This is a genomic window from Salmonella enterica subsp. arizonae (assembly GCF_008692845.1).
Classification (GTDB): Bacteria; Pseudomonadota; Gammaproteobacteria; order Enterobacterales; family Enterobacteriaceae; genus Salmonella; species Salmonella arizonae.
The window spans coordinates 817574-837505 of sequence record NZ_VXJW01000001.1 but is presented as its reverse complement, the minus strand read 5'-3'; the positions used below and the strand labels follow the sequence as shown (position 1 = coordinate 837505).

Annotated in this window: 23 protein-coding genes, 3 tRNA genes and 1 pseudogene; 18 read left to right on the top strand and 9 right to left on the bottom strand. The window is 49.3% G+C overall.

The features are described from left to right. Positions 1-119 precede the first annotated feature (119 nt). The gene (gene fliE, locus F4V61_RS04355) at positions 120-434 is read left to right on the top strand and encodes a flagellar hook-basal body complex protein FliE (protein WP_038395709.1); all 315 of its coding nucleotides are present in this window, start codon (positions 120-122) and stop codon (positions 432-434) included. A gap of 156 nt (positions 435-590) precedes the next feature. Here fliE and F4V61_RS04350 read toward each other — a convergent pair whose 3' ends face one another. The 3 genes from F4V61_RS04350 to yedE all read right to left on the bottom strand — a co-directional run bounded on the left by F4V61_RS04350 (position 591) and on the right by yedE (position 2680). Continuing rightward, entirely contained in the window at positions 591-944 is a 354-nt protein-coding gene (locus F4V61_RS04350; RefSeq protein WP_080161211.1) for a hypothetical protein, read from the bottom strand. A gap of 300 nt (positions 945-1244) precedes the next feature. Further along, positions 1245-1478 (bottom strand): sulfurtransferase-like selenium metabolism protein YedF, encoded by a 234-nt coding sequence (yedF, locus tag F4V61_RS04345; protein ID WP_000790504.1) that lies wholly within the window; start codon positions 1476-1478, stop codon positions 1245-1247. After that, on the bottom strand, positions 1475-2680 hold the full coding sequence (yedE, locus tag F4V61_RS04340; RefSeq protein ID WP_079829456.1) for a selenium metabolism membrane protein YedE/FdhT: 1206 nt from the start codon (positions 2678-2680) through the stop codon (positions 1475-1477). The genes yedF and yedE overlap by 4 nt, the downstream gene beginning before the upstream one ends. Positions 2681-2865: 185 nt before the next feature. On the opposite strand from yedE, the gene yedD reads away from it, so the two are divergent. After that, entirely contained in the window at positions 2866-3279 is a 414-nt protein-coding gene (gene yedD, locus F4V61_RS04335; RefSeq protein ID WP_038395715.1) for a lipoprotein YedD, read from the top strand. Positions 3280-3439: 160 nt separating this feature from the next. Here yedD and F4V61_RS04330 read toward each other — a convergent pair. The 4 genes and pseudogenes from F4V61_RS04330 to fliD all read right to left on the bottom strand — a co-directional run. Beyond that, positions 3440-3884: pseudogene (locus F4V61_RS04330) on the bottom strand (alpha-amylase); the annotation flags it as partial. Positions 3885-4004: 120 nt separating this feature from the next. Beyond that, the gene (fliT, locus tag F4V61_RS04325; protein WP_000204901.1) at positions 4005-4373 is read right to left on the bottom strand and encodes a flagella biosynthesis regulatory protein FliT; all 369 of its coding nucleotides are present in this window, start codon (positions 4371-4373) and stop codon (positions 4005-4007) included. After that, entirely contained in the window at positions 4373-4780 is a 408-nt protein-coding gene (gene fliS, locus F4V61_RS04320) for a flagellar export chaperone FliS (RefSeq protein ID WP_000287766.1), read from the bottom strand. Before fliS ends, fliT begins: the two co-directional genes overlap by 1 nt. Before the next feature lie 14 nt (positions 4781-4794). Continuing rightward, positions 4795-6198: a flagellar filament capping protein FliD gene (fliD, locus tag F4V61_RS04315; RefSeq protein WP_000146084.1), complete on the bottom strand. Its 1404-nt coding sequence runs from the start codon at positions 6196-6198 to the stop codon at positions 4795-4797. 255 nt (positions 6199-6453) lie between these two features. Here fliD and F4V61_RS04310 point away from each other — a divergent pair, with 255 nt between their 5' ends. The 9 genes from F4V61_RS04310 (at position 6454) to sdiA (ending at position 15017) form a co-directional block, all read left to right on the top strand. Continuing rightward, a complete protein-coding gene (locus F4V61_RS04310; protein WP_000079812.1) occupies positions 6454-7728 on the top strand; it encodes a flagellin FliC in 1275 nt (424 codons plus the stop codon). Between the two features lie 78 nt (positions 7729-7806). Further along, complete coding sequence (gene fliB / locus F4V61_RS04305; protein WP_000659249.1) at positions 7807-9012, top strand: flagellin lysine-N-methylase; 1206 nt, start codon at positions 7807-7809, stop codon at positions 9010-9012. Positions 9013-9208: 196 nt separating this feature from the next. Next, complete coding sequence (locus F4V61_RS04300) at positions 9209-9928, top strand: RNA polymerase sigma factor FliA (protein ID WP_024131838.1); 720 nt, start codon at positions 9209-9211, stop codon at positions 9926-9928. 58 nt (positions 9929-9986) lie between these two features. Next, positions 9987-10538, top strand: coding sequence for a flagella biosynthesis regulatory protein FliZ (fliZ, locus tag F4V61_RS04295; protein WP_000218084.1), 552 nt, complete (start codon positions 9987-9989; stop codon positions 10536-10538). 146 nt (positions 10539-10684) lie between these two features. Continuing rightward, entirely contained in the window at positions 10685-11485 is an 801-nt protein-coding gene (tcyJ, locus tag F4V61_RS04290; protein ID WP_079828226.1) for a cystine ABC transporter substrate-binding protein, read from the top strand. Positions 11486-11638: 153 nt separating this feature from the next. Continuing rightward, on the top strand, positions 11639-12625 hold the full coding sequence (dcyD, locus tag F4V61_RS04285) for a D-cysteine desulfhydrase (RefSeq protein WP_001128183.1): 987 nt from the start codon (positions 11639-11641) through the stop codon (positions 12623-12625). A gap of 20 nt (positions 12626-12645) precedes the next feature. After that, positions 12646-13314 (top strand): cystine ABC transporter permease, encoded by a 669-nt coding sequence (gene tcyL, locus F4V61_RS04280; protein WP_001158236.1) that lies wholly within the window; start codon positions 12646-12648, stop codon positions 13312-13314. Next, complete coding sequence (tcyN, locus tag F4V61_RS04275; protein WP_058345035.1) at positions 13311-14063, top strand: L-cystine ABC transporter ATP-binding protein TcyN; 753 nt, start codon at positions 13311-13313, stop codon at positions 14061-14063. Before tcyL ends, tcyN begins: the two co-directional genes overlap by 4 nt. 231 nt (positions 14064-14294) lie before the next feature. Further along, positions 14295-15017, top strand: a complete 723-nt coding sequence (gene sdiA, locus F4V61_RS04270) for a transcriptional regulator SdiA (protein ID WP_024131839.1) — start codon at positions 14295-14297, stop codon at positions 15015-15017. A 66-nt stretch (positions 15018-15083) separates the two neighbouring features. Here sdiA and F4V61_RS04265 read toward each other — a convergent pair whose 3' ends face one another. Together F4V61_RS04265 and F4V61_RS22755 are read right to left on the bottom strand one after the other, a co-directional pair. Further along, positions 15084-15308 carry a DUF2594 family protein gene (locus tag F4V61_RS04265; RefSeq protein WP_000106485.1) on the bottom strand — a complete coding sequence of 75 codons (225 nt, stop codon included), beginning with the start codon at positions 15306-15308 and terminating at the stop codon, positions 15084-15086. Positions 15309-15327: 19 nt separating this feature from the next. Then, on the bottom strand, positions 15328-15414 hold the full coding sequence (locus tag F4V61_RS22755) for a hypothetical protein (protein WP_430624691.1): 87 nt from the start codon (positions 15412-15414) through the stop codon (positions 15328-15330). Positions 15415-15770: 356 nt separating this feature from the next. On the opposite strand from F4V61_RS22755, the gene uvrY reads away from it, so the two are divergent. From uvrY to F4V61_RS22285, 7 genes are all read left to right on the top strand, one after another. Then, the gene (gene uvrY, locus F4V61_RS04255; protein WP_000611322.1) at positions 15771-16427 is read left to right on the top strand and encodes a UvrY/SirA/GacA family response regulator transcription factor; all 657 of its coding nucleotides are present in this window, start codon (positions 15771-15773) and stop codon (positions 16425-16427) included. Next, entirely contained in the window at positions 16424-18256 is a 1833-nt protein-coding gene (gene uvrC / locus F4V61_RS04250) for an excinuclease ABC subunit UvrC (RefSeq protein ID WP_080161210.1), read from the top strand. The genes uvrY and uvrC overlap by 4 nt, the downstream gene beginning before the upstream one ends. A gap of 56 nt (positions 18257-18312) precedes the next feature. After that, on the top strand, positions 18313-18861 hold the full coding sequence (gene pgsA, locus F4V61_RS04245; protein ID WP_001160193.1) for a CDP-diacylglycerol--glycerol-3-phosphate 3-phosphatidyltransferase: 549 nt from the start codon (positions 18313-18315) through the stop codon (positions 18859-18861). Between the two features lie 151 nt (positions 18862-19012). After that, a tRNA-Gly gene (locus F4V61_RS04240) sits at positions 19013-19088 on the top strand. 52 nt (positions 19089-19140) lie between these two features. Then, positions 19141-19214 (top strand) — tRNA-Cys (locus tag F4V61_RS04235). 13 nt (positions 19215-19227) lie between these two features. Then, positions 19228-19314, top strand: a tRNA-Leu gene (locus tag F4V61_RS04230). Positions 19315-19590: 276 nt separating this feature from the next. Then, complete coding sequence (locus F4V61_RS22285; protein WP_012210045.1) at positions 19591-19896, top strand: hypothetical protein; 306 nt, start codon at positions 19591-19593, stop codon at positions 19894-19896. The last annotated feature ends 36 nt before the right edge of the window (positions 19897-19932 follow it).

Sequence of the window (19932 nt, the reverse complement as noted above, 5' to 3'; positions counted from 1 at the left end):
TTGCGGTTTCGAATTTTTCTATGCGCTAAAAACCGAGGTTTTTTAGCGTTATTTAACGCCTTTATCTTATTGACAAACTGGTAATCTCTGTTGTGTAAAAAGTCATCCAGGGGAATAGCATGGCAGCAATACAGGGGATTGAAGGGGTCATCAGCCAGTTACAGGCGACAGCGGTGGGCGCGCGCGGTCAAGAAACGCAATCGCAGCCGACCGTGAGTTTTGCCGGTCAGCTACATGCTGCGCTGGATCGTATTAGCGACAGACAGACGGAGGCGCGCGTTCAGGCTGAAAAGTTCACTCTGGGTGAGCCGGGCATTGCGCTTAATGATGTGATGGCTGATATGCAAAAAGCGTCCGTCTCCATGCAAATGGGGATTCAGGTGCGCAACAAGCTGGTGGCTGCGTATCAGGAAGTGATGAGCATGCAAGTTTAGGTCATGGCTGGCAGCACATCAGCAGCGAATCCCCAGGCGCTTACATAAGTAAGTGGCTGGGGGCGCGCGGAAAGGCAACGTCATGCAGCTTGCATTATTTATAATATAAAATAGAAATTGCGTCATTAATTGGGTTTAGTATTTTAGGAAGCGTACTCATTTCACCGATAAGCGGGTTGCACAGTGTTGCAGGGACTTATTAAAAATAGGACGCGCTTGTTTACTGACGCCATACATTCCTACTGTTCGTTCTGACGCTGTTGTCATTGAGTTTGCAATCCAGAATGTTCCTGCAATATGTGCGCCGTTGCGATAATACACGGTAAATTCTTTATTAATGCCTGGAATATCTGTTTCATGGAGATCCAGTATATACCCATACGGGGACAGATTATCAGCGAGACAGCGGGCAATGACGCTCGGATATGCATTGATTACTGTGACGGGTGAGTAACAGGCGGCGGCAGGACAGACGGTTCCAATAATGGAGATGAAAATAATTTTTATCATTTTTTTGGCTTCTGCTGTGCATAAATAAATGTCACCTGATGATGTCAGTGAGTAAAGATATAAATACCTGATGGTTTTTGATGGCGTAGACGGAAAATAATAATTATTATTTTATGTTTCGGCCAAAATAGTCATGGGTTTTTCATCATCTCAGACAAAATTAAAACGGTATACGTTATATAATAGATTTATGCCACGGCGCACAAGACGACCTTGTCTGATTTCTTTTATGCGTTTTAGATTTTTGCCTGTTATGTCGTAAAAAGGTCTCCCGCCGTAACGTACAGCGGGAGTATGCGCTTATTTTTGAATCAGATAACGAATTGTCGGGCCATCCTGCTGAATATCCAGCACCGTATAGCCATGATTGCGCGCATCCAGCGGAATATTATTAATGGATTGCGGACAGTCGCTCACCACTTCCAGAATCTCACCTTTTTTTAGCTGCGGCATCGCTTCCAGCGTCGCCACGGCAGGGTACGGACAGGGTTCGCCAACCATATCAAGACGGTAATCAGGGACGATATTTTTCATGCGGATTCCTTAGCGAGAGTTAACCCGGCGCGGCGGAAGAAACGTTTTTCCCAACCGATGATTAACATCAGCGCGGCAAATAACAACAGATACGTGACCAGCAGCCCCCCCAGCGGACCGAAGGTACTCAACAGGTTAACTTTCTCCCAGTTGGTTGCCAGCGCGGGCGCGAAATCATCCCAGTAGTAAGCCAGGATGGTCGAACCGATGACATTACCGAGGCCCACCCACCAGTAATGCACCTGTCCCTCTACGGCGCGGTACATCCAGCCGGTTTCGCAGCCGCCCGCCAGCACGATGCCAAAACCGAACAGCAGTCCGCCAATGACCGCATTCGGGCCAGCCCACATAATTTTAGGTGCAACGCCTAACTGCACGTAGCTGAAAATACCAATGGCGCTGACCGCCATGCCGAAAATAATCGCTTTCGCCATATGGGCGCGCCCGGAGATCCACAGATCGCGAAAGGCCGAGGTAAAGCAGATTTGCGCGCGCTCGATCAGCAGCCCAAATCCGACGCCGAACAGCATCGCCAGCCCCAGTTTCGGCTGATGCATTGCCGTTAATAACGCCCAGCCAATCATGCCGATAAAGACCAGCATACCGAGCCTGAAACGCCGTCTTGCCTGAGCCGGTTTCTGCGTCAGTGGGGAAGCCGCAGAGACCTTTTGCATTTTCACCGGTATGCGAAATATCGGCAGCAACGTAAAGCGGGCGCCGAACCAGGAACCGATAGCGGTCGCCAGCGCAAAGAACCACGCGTGTAGGGAGAACTGCGGGATTCCGGTAAAAAAGGCGGCCAGGTTACACCCCATCGCCAGACGCGCGCCGAAGCCAGCGATAATGCCTCCGACCACCGCCTGCACGATACGGATTCGGCTGCGCGGCATACGCAGTTTTACGTTGTTGGCCCACAGCGCCGCGGCGAAACAGCCGCCGAACATGCCGAGGATCATCATTCCGTCGATACGCGTTAGCGGCGTACCTTCCAGATGAATCAGCTTGTAGTAGCCCCACTGTTCGGCATGAATGCCAAAAAGCTGCAAAATTTGCCCGCCCCAGCGGGTAAATTCGCCCGTCACGGCCCAGAAAGTGCCGGTGATGCCAAAATAGTAGGTAGAGAGAATACCGGCTGCGATCACCGCAGGGGCCGGCGCCCAGAATTTAATTAACCAGGTTTTCCTGAAGTGTTGCCATGACATGTGTTTAGCCTCTGAACTCAGAAGGTGTGAAACAAGAAGTGCGCATACTACACCGTTCGCAGAATTTGCCCACACCTAATAAGCGGTAATACCGACTGGATCAAATTGCGGCCAGCGCCTGGAAAGACTGGCGGTGCCAGGGCTTTAATGCCACAATTCCTCTTTCTTCTGATGCAGGATGAATGATGAAAAAAGTAGCGATCGCTGGCGTATTGCTGGTTCTGGCCGGATGTGCCGAGGTGGAAAACTATAATGATGTGGTGAAAACGCCCGCGCCGGCCGGGCTGGAAGGGTATTGGCAGTCAAAAGGCCCGCAACGTAAGCTGGTGAGCCCTGAAGCTATCGCCAGCCTTGTGGTGACTAAAGAGGGCGATACGCTGGACTGTCGTCAGTGGCAGCGCGTTATTGCTCTGCCGGGCAAGCTGACCATGTTCTCCGATGATTTAACCAATGTTACGGTTAAGCGTGAGCTTTATGAGATTGAGCGCGACGGGAATACCCTGGAATATGATGGTATGACGCTGCAACGGGTTGATCGCCCAACGCCGGAGTGCGCCGCCGCGTTAGAAAAAACGCCACTGCCGACGCCGCTGCCGTAATTTCGCTTCCCGGCAGTGTTCTGCCGCCGGGAGCGTTAATCACACGTCCTCAATGTTCCATACGCTAACGCTGTCTCCATTGTAGAAAAAAGTCGCTGCGTTTTGCTCATTAGTTACAACATACTCATGCCGATTTCCCTGAAAATCACGCCAGGTCTGGTTTCACGGCGTCCAGGTGAAAGCCGTCGCATGCCCCAGAGTGCTCAATCTTGAATCTCTTCCGTAACCGCGTGATTGCGAAAATCGCTATTTTCGCCCATCAAATAGTCGAAATTACCCATCTCATTATCGACCTGATCGTTCCATCCATCGCCGGTATAGTCGTTGAAGATCTTAACAATACCGTCTTCGTCGGGATTTTCGATGTGATCAATGCCGCTGAAACAGTGGTAGTCCCAAATAAAGTTGGAATACTGACCCGCGCGGGCAGGGAAGGTGTAGCGTGTCCAGCCTTCGCATTCAATGATATTGTCATTGATTTGCGTGCGGTCATCCTGACTTACGCGCTGAACGCGAATACGTTCTTTTTCGTCCGCGCCCATTTTGTGGTTCACGACTACATCGAGCAGCACCGCAATGTTATTTTTTTTGAGCGCGTCGATCGCCGTCGGGATAATACCAGTGGATGTACTGCAATAACGTGGGGTTTTTCATCTTCCGCGCTCCAGAAGTCGTTTAGCCGACCTCTGGAGTATGGAGGGATTTTCATGCGAGACGGGAAAATATTATGAGGCGCCAGGCGCGTCTGGTACGAGTAACATACCGGAAAGACGGCCATAAGCGTTGTTGAGCGATTTTTGGCGGGTGGATTGTCCGATCAAACCACTAAGTTCATCCAGCCGCTGTTGCAGCAGCCCTTTGAGGCGCTGTTCATTATCCAGCGTTTGTTTGATGTATCCGGCGACCATATCCTGAATACTTCGCGTAATGCCCGGTGGAGTTTGCTTTTCCATCACCGTTTCAATACTTTGCAGATAGGAGACCTCTTGTTGTAGTAAGAGCTCCCATTCACCTCGCTGCGCAAGTTCAAGCAGCGATTGGCTGAGCAGCGCTATACGCTGCCAACGGTTGATAAACTCCACGGTTGAGGTCATTAACGAGACTCCTGGAAAGATGCTTTCGGTGAAATCTGCTTCCAGGCTTCTGCAATATTGCTGAGTAACCCTTCCACTTCTTCGATGGCCTGGGCGTCGTTACGCAAGTTAGCCTGCAGTAAACGACGAATCATATAGTCGTATAGATCGGAAAGGTTCGTCGCAATCTCACCGCCTTTTTCCCGATCGAGACCGGCTTTCAGACCGTTATCGATAATATTGATGGCTTTGCTTAACGCTTCACCTTTCGCGACAACATCACCTTGTTCTAAAAACAGGCGAGCGCGCACCAGGGCGCTATTCGCGCCATCAAACAACATTTCAATCAACTGGTGCGGGCTGGCGCTCATCACGGCGCTTTCCACGCTGACTTGCGCATAAGCTTTGATACCGCTCGCGGTGTACATGGTAACCTCTGTTATCAGGACTTGTTCATAGCAGTAAACTGCTGGCTTAGATAAGTACTGGTGTTATTCAGTTTATTCATCATGGTATCCAGCTGCGAAAACTGGGCTTTGTAACGGGCAACGGTGTCATCAATACTGGCGCTAACAGCCAGATATTGTTTAGTCAGCTTTTTCAGCGTGGCGTTAATGCTATCCTGAGCATTGTCTATAATACCGTCATCCGCCAGATAACTTTTCACTTCGGTGGCAATTTTGGTAGTGATGCCCGTTTCTTTTCCATCGCCCACTAATAACTCGCGTACAGAGGCGGTATTTTCATCCAGCGCTTTTTTAAGCTTAGTGTCGTCAATTTTTAGTTTGCCAGTCGTACCGTCAGATGAAATGCCAATTTCATTAAGCGTTTTAAATGCGCCAGTACTACCGCCATTAGCAAACTGGGCGCGAATTCCTGTTTGAATTGTACGTACTACGCTATCGCCTATCAGCGCGCCATTGTCTTTATCCTGAGTTTCCGCGCCGGGGTCTACTTCTTTATATTTGGTTAGCGTATTGAATGTATCAATAAGAGAATTATAGGCATCGACCCAGCCTTTAATCGCTTCAGTCGCTTTTTCATTACTCTTGGTAACGGTGACCCGCGCGTCGGTGACTTTTTTAGTTAGCTCAAGTGTAACCCCCTGAGGTGCATCGGTAATTTTGTTACCTGGACGTTCTATATCAATACCGTTCATCGTTAGTTTTGCATTCTGTGCGCTGACTAACTCTTCCATCTCTCCAGTACCAGTATTACTATCATAGGCCAGCAAATCGTTTAGTTTGCTATCTCCTTCCACGGAGACGGTCATTTTATTATCCAGTCCCTCGGCGGCCGTCAAAACTAAGCGATATTCCCCTTCTTTAACCTTAACAATACTGGCTGAAATGCCGCTATCTTTATCGTTAATCGCTTTGCTGATGTCATCTAGCGAGGTTTGATCTTTATTAAGAGTAATCTCCAGCGGCTCTTTACGACCAGGCTGTTCTATTTTAATGGTACGTGTAGCAGCGGCGTCACCCAATGCTTCTTTCGTTGAGGCTATTTTCGTCGTCGTGCTTAACGTCTGAGCCTGGGCCAATTGCGACACGCTAATCGTGTAAATCCCTGGCGCGGCGCCTGCTTCAGTGGATACTTTCAGATCTTCAGTGCTGCTGGTGACGTTACTGCTTCTAAACAGTTCAGCTTTGTTTAACGCGCTATTCGCGGTCTGGAATTTTTCCAGGGCGCTTTTCAAGGTACCGTATGCGGTTAAGCGAGCGGTATTATCGGTTTGTTGCTGAGTGATCGGGTTTAAGCGCTTTTTCTCAGCAATAGTCAGGTTTGTCAGCAACGTATCTAGTGGTAAGCCTGAGCCAACGCCCAATGATGAAAATGAAGCCATGCCTGATTCCTTTTGATTGCAAACAGTAGTTAAGCGCGTTATCGGCAATCTGGAGGCAAAGTTTAATGATAATTTTGCAAAAATAATGCGCGGAATAATGATGCATAAAGCGGCTATTTCGCAGGCTAAGAAAAAAATTGGGGGAAGTGAAAAATTTTCTAAAGTTCGAAATTCAGGTGCCGATACAAGGGTTACGGTGAGAAACCGTGGGCAACAGCCCAATAACATCAAGTTGTAATTGATAAGGAAAAGATCATGGCACAAGTCATTAATACAAACAGCCTGTCGCTGTTGACCCAGAATAACCTGAACAAATCCCAGTCCGCTCTGGGCACCGCTATCGAGCGTCTCTCTTCCGGTCTGCGTATCAACAGCGCGAAAGACGATGCGGCAGGTCAGGCGATTGCTAACCGTTTTACGTCTAACATTAAAGGTCTGTCTCAGGCTTCCCGTAACGCTAACGACGGTATCTCCATCGCGCAGACTACCGAAGGCGCATTGAACGAAATCAACAACAACCTGCAGCGTGTGCGCGAACTGTCTGTCCAGGCAGCAAACGGCTCGAACTCTGGTTCAGATCTTAAATCCATCCAGGATGAAATCGATCAGCGCCTGAACGAAATTAACCGTGTCGCGGAACAAACCGATTTTAACGGGAAAAAAGTATTAAGCCAGGATGGACAGCTGACCATTCAGGTTGGGGCGAATGACGGTGAAACTATCACAATCGATCTTCAGAAAATCGATAAAACCGAGCTGGGCTTAGATAAATTAGATGTAACTAAAGGAATCGCAACCACTGTAAGCTCTGGAGCTTCGGTAGTTGGTGATGTAAAAATTGCGGCAGCTGATTTCGATAACGCAAAAACAACTGGTGGTCCGGCTGCGGATAAATTATCTCTGACAAAAGATGATAAAGGTAATTACTTTGTCAAAGATGATACTACTACTGGGGCGGCTAAATACTATGCAGCTACCGTAGATACGACAACGGGTAAAATTAGTTTTGATTCGGATAAAGATGTAACTGCAACTGCGGGGACTCCGCCAGCAGTAACTACCTTATCACGCGAAGTGAAATTTGATGGAGCAGATTTAAAAGCCGATCAATCTTTAGTGAAATATAAAGATGATAAGGGTAAAGATCTCTATGCTATCCAAACTTTGGATAAAGACGGAAATGCAAGTTTTAAATCTGTAACATTTTCCTCTGACGGTAAAACTACGGAGGGTACTGCCGTAGCCTTGGCTGCAAACGTTGATCCGCTGGCAAAAATCGATGATGCGCTTAAAACCGTTGACGCATTCCGTAGCCAGTTGGGTGCGGTGCAGAACCGTTTTGAATCTGCCATCACTAACCTGGGCAACACGGTAAATAACCTGTCTTCTGCACGTAGCCGTATCGAAGATTCCGACTATGCGACCGAAGTTTCCAACATGTCTCGCGCGCAGATTCTGCAGCAGGCCGGTACTTCCGTTCTGGCGCAGGCTAACCAGGTTCCGCAAAACGTCCTCTCTTTACTGCGTTAATCCGGCGATTGAGTCACCGACACGTGGTACACAATCAAGGCAGCGAAAGCTGCCTTTTTTAATTCCGGAGCCTGTGCAATGAAAGAAATTACCGTCACTGAACCTGCCTTTGTCACCCGCTTTTCCTGTTCTGGCTCGGCCTGTCGCGACCACTGTTGTAAGGGCTGGAGGATTGCGTTGGATAAAGCGACGGTTAAAAAGTATCTTTCCAGTAAAGATATCGCTATCCGTACTATCGCCAAAGACAATATAATTTTAGTGAAGAAAGACGTATCTGACTGGGGGGTGATTAAATTACCTTCTGCATTGGGTAGCTGTCCGTATCTGGATGAAGATCGCTTATGTTTGGTACAAAAGAAAATGGGGGCAAAAGCATTAAGCCGGACATGTACTATCTTCCCACGGGTATATCATACTTATAAAAACGAGGTGCGATATTCTTTAAGCCTTGCCTGCCCAGAAGTGACAGCGCATATTTTAAACGATGCTGATGCGGTAGCACTCAATGAAAAGACGATCATTCAGCAGAAGTACAATACCGCGCCGCTATTCTCCCCACAGCAAAAACTACTTAACTTGTTTTGCCTGAGTTTGATTAACCATACGGCCAGCAATACGGATGTGGCATTGTATGCGTTGATCAAGTTTGTGATGTACGCGCAGAGGTTTCCCAGGATTGATGACGCTGCATTGAGGGAGCTTGAGCAAGTGTATGGCACGTTAGTTTCCCAGTTGCAGTCCGGCTCGTTAACTCAGGAACTCACTAATATTACGCCGGATAAGAAATTTAAAACATCCCTGGTACTGTTGATGCAGGATTACTTCAGAGCGCTTCCTCCGAGCAGAGGAAGTTATGTCCTGGATCACTACATCCAGTGTCTTCTGCGGGGGCTGACGGCGGAAAAGGGCGTTTCAATGGAGCAGAAGGTCAGCGATATTGAGGCCTCGTTCGTGCGCTGTTTACAGGCGGATGAGCAGCAGGGAGGTTGGGCCTTCAGGAATATCATTCTCTATAAAATTTGGGAAAATAATTTCCCCAACCAGCCGAATGTCGACCCGTTACGCGCGCTGTATATTATCGTGGCGGAATATGCGTTTATTAAGCTATTAACGGCGGCCAGCGCGCATGAGCGTGGGCGGCTTGAGTGGGATGACGTGACCAATATTGTGTATAGTTTTCACTCACGCAGCCAGCATAATAGCGAGGTGGCGAAGAATTTTCATCGCCACATAGAAATGGTGCGTACTGGCGACGATCTGTCGATGATTCATCTTCTGACATAATTTTGTTCGGGGTGGGCTCTTGCGCATCCCGTTTATTTTATCTGGCTGATTTTATTCTGCTCTTTTATCCGCTAAAAAGGCGCTACAGGTTACATAAGTGAAATAACCCTTCTTTTATAGTCTTATTCTCCCGATAGAACCCTCTGCAGAAACGGATAATCATGCCGATAACTCATTTAACGCAGGGCTGTTTATCGTGAATTCACTGTATACCGCTGAAGGTGTAATGGATAAACACTCGCTGTGGCAGCGTTATGTACCGCTGGTGCGTCACGAAGCATTGCGCCTGCAGGTGCGATTGCCGGCGAGCGTGGAACTGGACGATCTGCTACAAGCGGGCGGCATCGGGTTATTAAATGCGGTCGACCGATATGACGCTTTGCAAGGAACGGCATTTACCACTTACGCAGTGCAGCGTATTCGTGGGGCGATGCTGGATGAATTACGCAGCCGCGATTGGGTGCCGCGTAGTGTCCGGCGTAATGCCCGCGAAGTGGCGCAGGCGATGGGACAACTGGAACAGGAACTGGGGCGTAATGCGACGGAAACCGAAGTGGCGGAACGTCTTGGCATTCCTGTTGAAGAGTATCGCCAGATGTTGCTCGACACCAATAACAGCCAACTCTTCTCTTACGATGAGTGGCGGGAAGAGCATGGCGATAGCATCGAACTGGTGACTGAAGAGCATCAAAAGGAAAACCCGTTACACCAGCTACTGGAGAGCGACCTGCGACAGCGGGTAATGGGCGCGATTGAATCGCTGCCGGAACGCGAGCAACTGGTGTTAACGCTGTATTACCAGGAAGAGCTCAATCTGAAAGAGATTGGCGCGGTACTGGAAGTCGGAGAGTCGCGGGTCAGCCAGTTGCATAGTCAGGCCATCAAACGATTACGCACCAAACTGGGTAAGTTATAGGTAGCGAGTGATCGCGCCCGAAAAGTGCCGCACAACGTATAGACTACCAGGAGTTCTCATGACGGTGCAGCAACCTAAAAGGCGGCCTCTGAGCCGCTATCTTAAAGACTTTAAACACAGCCAGACGCATTGCGCGCATTGTCACAAATTGCTCGATCGCATTACGCTGGTTCGCCGTGGCAAGATTGTTAATAAAATCGCCATTTCACAGTTGGATATGCTACTTGACGACGCTGCCTGGCAGCGGGAACAAAAAGAGTGGGTGGCGCTGTGTCGCTTTTGCGGTGATTTGCACTGCAAAAAACAGAGCGATTTTTTCGATATTATTGGTTTCAAACAGTATTTGTTTGAACAAACCGAGATGAGTCATGGCACGGTGCGGGAATATGTGGTGCGTCTGCGGCGCCTTGGCAATTATCTCAGCGAGCAAAACATCTCCCCCGATCTGTTGCAGGACGGTTTTCTCGACGAAAGCCTGGCGCCATGGTTGCCGGAAACCAGCACCAATAATTACCGTATCGCACTGCGTAAGTACCAGCAATATAAAGCGCATAAACAGATTGCGTCCAGACAGAAATCCCCCTTTACCGCCAGTTCTGATATATATTAAAAAAGAATAAGATGTAGCAGAGTTGTGTTGGTGAATTGCGGCAAACCTTCTACATTAGGCTGGGTCCTCCACAGGTTCGCGAGACGTGACGATGCGCCATGGCGGGACACAGTCTATGGTCATTAACGGCAATATTCGGGGTTACTATGAAATTAGCACTGCTGGGACGTCAGGCACTGATGGGAGTAATGGCTGTGGCGCTGGTTGCGGGAATGAGCGCAAAGAGCTTTGCCGATGAGGGTTTGCTGAATAAAGTTAGAGAACGCGGCACGCTGCTGGTAGGCCTGGAAGGTACCTATCCGCCGTTTAGCTTTCAGGGCGGCGACGGCAAATTAACCGGTTTTGAAGTGGATTTCGCCGAGGCGTTGGCAAAACATCTGGGTGTTAAAGCGTCGCTGAAACCGACCAAATGGGACGGAATGCTGGCGTCGCTGGATTCTAAACGTATTGATGTGGTGATAAACCAGGTCACGATTTCAGATGTCCGCAAGAAAAAATATGATTTCTCTACGCCTTATACTGTCTCCGGCGTTCAGGCGCTGGTGAAAAAAGGGAATGAAGGTACGATCAAAACGGCTGCCGAACTGCAGGGCAAAAAAGTAGGCGTCGGGCTGGGTACTAACTATGAAGAGTGGCTACGTCAACATGTTCAGGGCGTGGATATCCGTACCTACGACGATGATCCTACGAAATACCAGGATCTGCGCGTAGGCCGTATTGACGCGATTTTAGTCGATCGTCTGGCGGCGCTGGATCTGGTGAAAAAAACCAAAGGGACGCTGGCTGTCACCGGTGATGCGTTTTCGCGTCAGGAGTCCGGCGTTGCGTTACGTAAAGGCAACGAAGATTTGCTTAAAGCGGTAGATAACGCCATTGCGGAAATGCAAAAAGATGGCACCTTAAAAGCGATCTCCGAAAAATGGTTTGGCGCTGACGTAACCCAATAATCTTCGATACTGCCCGGTAGGCTGAGTGCTGTCGGGCAATACCAACCTCATACCATGTCCGCAAACGGAGGCGCGTTCATCGGCGCCTTTTTTATTTCCGGCGTATCAACGTGCATAATAAAAAGAATACACTACAACACTATCGGAGACTTAATGCCGCTACATCACTTAACGCGCTTTCCACGTCTGGAGTTTATCGGCGCACCTACCCCGCTCGAATACCTGCCGCGATTGTCGGATTATCTTGGGCGTGAGATTTACATTAAGCGCGATGACGTTACGCCTATTGCGATGGGCGGCAATAAACTGCGCAAGCTGGAGTTTCTGGTGGCCGACGCGCTGCGGGAAGGAGCAGATACGTTGGTAACAGCCGGGGCGATTCAGTCGAACCATGTCCGTCAGACGGCGGCGGTCGCGGCCAAACTGGGACTGCATTGTGTCGCCTTGCTGGAAAATCCAATCGGCACCGCCGCAGAAAATTACCTGACGAATGGTAATCGCCTGTTATTGGATTTATTTAATACGCAAATTGAAATGTGCGATGCGCTAACCGATCCGGACGCGCAGCTTCAAACGCTGGCGACGCGTATTGAAGCGCAAGGGTTCAGGCCATATGTAATTCCTGTCGGCGGCTCCAGCGCGCTGGGCGCAATGGGATACGTAGAAAGCGCCCTGGAAATCGCGCAGCAGTGTGAAGAGGTCGTAGGACTCTCTTCGGTGGTGGTGGCCTCCGGTAGCGCCGGAACGCACGCCGGGTTAGCCGTTGGACTGGAACACCTGATGCCTGACATCGAACTGATTGGTGTGACCGTTTCACGTTCTGTCTCCGGGCAGAAACCAAAAGTGGTGGCCTTGCAGCAGGCTATTGCCGGTAAGCTGGCGCTGACCGCGACGGCGGATATTCATTTATGGGATGACTATTTTGCCCCAGGTTACGGCGTGCCGAATGACGCGGGGATGGAGGCGGTGAAACTGCTGGCTCGCCTGGAGGGGGTGCTGCTGGACCCGGTATATACCGGCAAAGCGATGGCGGGTTTGATAGACGGCATCAGCCAGAAACGTTTTAAAGATGAAGGGCCAATTCTCTTTATTCACACCGGTGGGGCGCCTGCTCTGTTTGCCTACCATCCTCATGTGTAACCTCCAGGTAATCAACGCGAATGCAAGAAAGTATCCAACTGGTTATTGAATCACTGCCGTATTTGCTTAAAGGCGCTGTGTTTACCCTGCAACTGAGTATTGGCGGTATGTTTTTTGGTCTGCTGCTGGGGTTTGTGCTGGCGCTGATGCGGATGTCGCCGCTATGGCCGGTTCGCTGGCTGGCGCGCTTTTATATCTCGATTTTTCGCGGCACGCCGCTTATCGCACAGCTATTTATGATCTATTACGGTCTGCCGCAATTTGGTATTGAGCTGGATCCTATCCCGGCAGCGATGATTGGTTTATCGCTCAATACTGCGGCTTATACGTCTGAGACGCTGCGTGCGGCGATTTCGGCTATCGACAAGGGGCAATGGGAAGCAGCGGCGAGTATTGGTATGACGCCGTGGCAGACGCTACACCGCGCTATTTTGCCACAGGCCGCTCGCGTCGCGCTTCCGCCGTTGAGTAACAGCTTTATCAGTTTGGTGAAAGATACGTCGCTCGCCGCGACGATTCAGGTGCCTGAGCTGTTCCGCCAGGCGCAGTTAATTACCTCGCGAACGCTGGAGGTGTTTACCATGTATCTGGCCGCGTCGTTAATATACTGGGTAATGGCGACCGTTTTATCGGCGCTGCAAAACTATTTTGAAAACCAGCTTAACCGCCAGGAGAGAGAGCCAAAATGAGTGCGATCGAAGTCACCAACCTGGTCAAAAAATTTCACGGTCAAACGGTGCTGCACGGTATCGACCTTAAGGTGAAGACCGGAGAAGTCGTCGCCATTATCGGCCCAAGCGGCTCAGGGAAGACAACCTTATTACGCAGCATTAACCTGCTGGAACAACCGGAAGCGGGCACCATTAAAGTGGGCGATATTGTCATTGATACCGCCCGCTCATTAAGCCAGCAAAAAGGGCTGATTCGCCAGTTGCGCCAGCATGTCGGCTTTGTCTTTCAGAGTTTTAATCTGTTCCCGCATCGTACAGTGCTGGAAAATATCATTGAAGGTCCGGTGATAGTGAAGGGGGAGCCGAAAGCCGACGCGACGGCGCTGGCGCGGGAACTGTTAGCCAAAGTCGGGTTGGCCGGAAAAGAGACCAGCTATCCGCGCCGCCTGTCGGGCGGGCAACAGCAGCGCGTGGCGATTGCGCGCGCGCTGGCGATGCGCCCGGAAGTGATTCTGTTTGATGAACCCACTTCGGCGCTTGATCCTGAATTAGTCGGCGAGGTACTCAATACGATTCGCCAACTGGCGCAGGAAAAACGCACGATGGTGATTATCACTCACGAAATGAGCTTTGCGCGCGACGTGGCTGACCGGGCAATATTTATGGATCAGGGACGAATCGTTGAGCAGGGGCCTGCGAAAACCATATTCGCCGATCCTCAACATCCGCGTACCCGCCAGTTTCTTGAGAAATTTTTAATGAAATAATGCTTTTTTAGCGCTCGCTCGAATTTACCGCGCTTCTGGCGAGCGTAATGAACACTTATCAACTAATCCTGCCAGAATATTAACGACTTCCTCAGGCTCAAGCATAAAAACTGTAATACTGCTCAAGTATTCTGCGATCTATCTGTTATTTTTTATATATAAACGCTATTTATGTGATAACTTGAACCATACATAATAATGATTATCAATATCAAAGGTGTGATCATAAAAATGCAGGAAAATGATTTCTTCACCTGGCGACGCGCAATGCTGTTACGTTTTCAGGAGATGGCGACAGCAGAGGGTGTTTATACTGAATTACAGTATCAGACACAGCGGCTGGAATTTGATTATTATTCGCTGTGTGTTCGTCACCCCGTTCCCTTTACCCGACCTAAAATATCGCTCCGTACCACTTATCCTCAGGCTTGGGTAACGCATTACCAAGCCGAAAACTATATTGCGATCGATCCGGTATTAAAGCCAGAAAATTTCAGGGAGGGCCATTTACATTGGGATAACGTGCTATTTCACGAGGCGCAGGCGATGTGGGATGCAGCCCAGCGTTTCGGATTACGCAGGGGAGTAACCCAGAGTGTGATGTTGCCGAATCGGGCGGTGGGCTTTTTGTCGGTCTCTCGTGGCAGTCTGGGCTGCTCCTCGTTTACCTACGATGAAGTGGAACTCAGGTTGCAACTGCTGGCACGGGAGAGTCTTTCGGCGTTGACAAGACTGGAAGACGACATAGTAATGGTGCCGGAGATGCGTTTCAGTAAACGTGAGAAAGAGATTCTGAAGTGGACGGCGGAGGGTAAAACCTCATCGGAGATAGCCATTATTCTGTCGATTTCTGAAAATACCGTTAACTTTCATCAGAAAAACATGCAGAAGAAATTCAATGCGCCGAATAAAACGCAGATTGCCTGTTACGCTGCGGCGACAGGTTTGATATGACGCGTTGACGGTTCTTTGCGCCAGAAGCGAAACCGGCTGAAAGCGACGCTTACAGCCGTTTTTTTACTACTGGCGGTAAGCCTGTTTAATTTGCTTAACCGTACTGGCAAATACTGCTGCTTGTGCTTTATCATCCATCTGCGCGATCTGTTTTTCCATTTTAAGAATCACGCGCCCTGCATCGGCCTGGCCCATCGCCTGCAGCATCAGCGTTAACATGGCTTTCAGGCAGTTGACTTCAGTAGCCAGTTCTTGATTATTCTCAGCGGTGGAAAAATCAGGCGTACTCATTTATTTTCCTCGTTATGTTTCAGTGAAAATGTGCGATAGCAGATGTTAAGGCGGCGGAGTATACCATAAGCTGCGCTAAAAATAGCAGTGGTTGTTTTTTGATCAAAAGGCTGAAGGTTTACCCATAAAATAAACGTTGCCGCGTGATGCATATATTTCCTTCATTCTTTGTTTATTCTGCGTATTTCACTCGTTAATTATTGTTACAAAGTTGGTTTCTTAATTAGGGTTTAGACAGCGGAACGTGAAATTTTTGTCACCATTATGAAATAACTCACCAGGGCATCGCCGTCCGAAGGGCTACAGCGCTGGTTTTTTCCACGCGACGTACAACATAATTTCCAAAAACGAGAGCAAAATCGAATACCCGGCGTTTTTTTACGTTTCAAAGTTGAGATAAAACCAGCTAATATAAGGACGATTAACTATCAGTAGCGTTATCCCTATTCTGGAGATATTCCTTTGATCAACGTTCTTCTTGTTGATGACCACGAACTGGTGCGCGCAGGGATACGACGCATTCTTGAAGATATAAAGGGCATTAAAGTTGTCGGTGAAGCGTGCTGCGGAGAAGATGCGGTAAAATGGTGCCGTACTAACGCCGTTGACGTCGTGCTGATGGATATGAATATGCCCGGTATCGGCGGCCTTGAGGCGACGCGCAAAATTGCCCGATCGACAGCGGATATCAAAGTAATCATGCTGACCGTCCATACGGAGAACCCGTTGCCCGCTAAAGTGATGCAGGCTGGCGCAGCTGGCTATCTCAGTAAAGGTGCCGCGCCCCAGGAGGTGGTGAATGCTATTCGTTCGGTGTATACCGGACAACGCTATATCGCCTCCGATATTGCCCAGCAGATGGCGCTCAGTCAGATTGAGCCTGCAAAAACAGAAACACCGTTCGCCAGTTTGTCTGAACGCGAGTTGCAGATTATGCTGATGATCACCAAGGGTCAGAAGGTCAATGAGATTTCAGAACAACTGAATCTCAGTCCTAAAACGGTGAACAGCTATCGCTATCGTATGTTCAGTAAATTAAACATTCATGGTGATGTTGAGCTGACTCACCTGGCAATCCGCCATGGCCTGTGTAATGCGGAGACGTTAACAAGCCAGTGAGTGAAATGTTTGACGCAAAGGCGTTCCTGAAAACCGTTACCAGCCAACCTGGCGTCTATCGTATGTATGATGCCGGAGGTACGGTTATTTATGTGGGTAAAGCGAAAGACCTGAAAAAGCGTCTTTCCAGTTACTTTCGTAGCAACCTGGCTTCGCGTAAAACCGAAGCGTTAGTCGCGCAAATTCAACAAATTGATGTTACGGTAACGCATACCGAAACGGAAGCGTTGTTGCTTGAACATAATTACATCAAGTTGTATCAACCGCGTTACAATGTTTTGTTGCGTGATGATAAATCCTATCCTTTTATTTTTCTGAGCGGCGATACGCATCCGCGTCTGGCGATGCACCGTGGCGCCAAGCATGCGAAAGGTGAGTATTTTGGCCCGTTTCCTAATGGCTATGCCGTGCGGGAAACGCTGGCGCTGTTACAGAAAATTTTCCCTGTCCGTCAGTGCGAAAACAGTGTCTATCGCAACCGCTCGCGTCCTTGCCTGCAATACCAGATTGGCCGGTGCTTAGGCCCATGCGTTGCAGGACTGGTCAGCGAGGAGGAGTACGCGCAGCAGGTGGAATATGTCCGGTTATTTTTGTCCGGCAAGGACGACCAGGTTTTAACGCAGTTGATTGCCCGGATGGAAAAGGCCAGCCAGGAGCTGGCCTTTGAAGAGGCGGCGCGTATTCGCGATCAGATCCAAGCGGTACGCCGGGTCACGGAGAGGCAGTTTGTCTCCAATTCGGGCGACGATCTCGACGTTATCGGCGTGGCTTTTGATGCCGGTATGGCCTGTGTGCATGTGCTGTTTATTCGGCAGGGTAAGGTGCTGGGCAGTCGCAGCTATTTTCCAAAAGTGCCTGGCGGTACGGAACTGGGTGAAGTGGTAGAAACCTTTGTCGGGCAGTTTTACCTGCAAGGCAGCCAGATGCGTACTTTACCGGGCGAGATACTACTCGATTTTAATCTGAGCGATAAAATGCTACTGGCCGACTCGCTGTCGGAGCTTGCGGGACGGCGTATTTATGTCCAGACGAAACCGCGCGGCGATCGCGCCCGTTACCTCAAACTGGCGCGAACCAATGCGGCGACGGCCTTAACCACCAAACTCTCACAGCAGTCCACCGTCACGCAGCGTTTGACCGCGCTGGCGACAGTGTTAAAACTTCCTGCGGTCAAGCGGATGGAATGTTTTGACATCAGCCATACGATGGGGGAGCAAACGGTCGCATCCTGTGTGGTATTTGATGCTAACGGGCCGATACGCGCTGAGTATCGTCGTTATAATATCGCGGGTATTACGCCGGGCGATGATTACGCGGCGATGAATCAAGTGTTACGTCGACGTTATGGTAAAGCCATAGAAGAAAGTAAGATACCGGACGTTATTCTGATTGACGGCGGAAAAGGGCAGCTCGCCCAGGCGAAAGCCGTTTTCGCTGAAATGGATGTTCCCTGGGATAAGCATCGCCCATTGCTGCTTGGCGTCGCCAAAGGCGCAGACAGAAAGGCCGGGCTGGAAACGCTCTTTTTTGAACCGGAAGGCGAAGGGTTTTGCCTGCCGCCGGACTCGCCAGCGCTGCATGTCATTCAGCATATTCGCGATGAGTCGCACGATCACGCGATCGGCGGGCACCGTAAAAAACGTGCGAAGGTAAAAAACACCAGTACGCTGGAAACTATTGAAGGCGTTGGGCCTAAACGTCGTCAAATGTTGCTGAAATATATGGGCGGTTTGCAAGGGCTACGTAACGCCAGCGTAGAAGAAATTGCAAAAGTGCCGGGTATTTCGCAAGGTCTCGCAGAAAAGATCTTCTGGTCGTTGAAACATTGAGGCCACTGTAGCAACATAGGGGTAATTTCACTGACAACAGATAGTTACCCGTCACTATGCAATTTAATATCCCTACGTTGCTCACGCTGTTTCGCGTCATCCTGATCCCATTTTTTGTCGTGGTGTTTTATTTACCGTTCGCCTGGGCGCCTATGGTCAGCGCGCTGATTTTCTGTATTGCCGCTATTACCGATTGGTTTGACGGTTTTCTGGCGCGACGCTGGAACCAGAGTACGCGTTTCGGCGCCTTCCTCGACCCTGTCGCTGACAAGGTGCTGGTGGCGATCGCCATGGTACTGGTTACCGAGCATTATCATAGCTGGTGGGTGACGTTACCTGCGGCGACGATGATAGCCCGCGAAATTATTATCTCTGCATTGCGTGAATGGATGGCAGAGTTGGGCAAACGCAGTAGCGTAGCGGTCTCCTGGATCGGTAAAGTCAAAACTACCGCGCAAATGGTGGCGCTGGCGTGGCTCTTGTGGCGTCCGAATTTGTGGGTAGAGTATGCGGGTATCGCACTTTTCTTTGTCGCCGCAGTGCTAACGTTGTGGTCAATGTTGCAATATTTGAGCGCTGCACGTGGAGATTTGCTTGATCAGTGATCGTTTCGCCGCAAATTTCAGCAAACGATCGTGAGTGACGAAAAATATCGTTGACTCAGTGCGTCAGGTAAGTAGAATGCAACGCATCGAACGGCAGTACTGATTGCCAGACGATAACAAAATCAAGTGATTAACAAAGTTACTTAGTTATGCGGGAATAGCTCAGTTGGTAGAGCACGACCTTGCCAAGGTCGGGGTCGCGAGTTCGAGTCTCGTTTCCCGCTCCAGTTTAAAAGCCTTTGCATAAGGCGGATACTGGCTGAAGGATATGAAAAGTTTGGCGCGTTAACAAAGCGGTTATGTAGCGGATTGCAAATCCGTCTAGTCCGGTTCGACTCCGGAACGCGCCTCCAATTTTTTTCCCGAGCCCGGATGGTGGAATCGGTAGACACAAGGGATTTAAAATCCCTCGGCGTTCGCGCTGTGCGGGTTCAAGTCCCGCTCCGGGTACCATGGGAAAGATAAGAATAATCAAAGCAATAAGCAGTGTCGTGAAACCACCTACGGGTGGTTTTTTTGTGTCTTTAGCATATACGTCAGCTGGGAGTGTAAACTCTCCAGCGCTATTCATAGTAAAAAATACCTGTAGCGGCATTTCTGTCAGTACAGCAGTTATCGTTTTACCGACCTACAGGGTTCATGCCTGGTAAATACTAAATACTGGGTAAATCAGCCTGTAAAATTCATTAATCTGTATAAAAAATACTGGTATGTTTTATTCCTGCTTATATGAAGAAGGTAGATATGCCAGTGAAATATACCGATAATGCAAAATTATTTATTAGCTTCATTAGTATTGGGATTGTAGGATGCGCTTTACTACTCTTTTTTATTGTGTATGAGCCTGATACGAAAATCGTAACCTACTTTCTTCCGGATGAGTATTCCTCTTTTACGTGTAATGCGCGTAATTTTATCGGCTACGTCGATGCTAATGATTTTGCACAATATATAAAAATAATAGGATCGACACGCTACAGTATGTATTGTCTGAAAAAAATGGAGACTGGTCAGTGGAGTGTTTATGCAAATTAAACGAGTATATGATTGTGCAAACGATGCTTTTTAAGC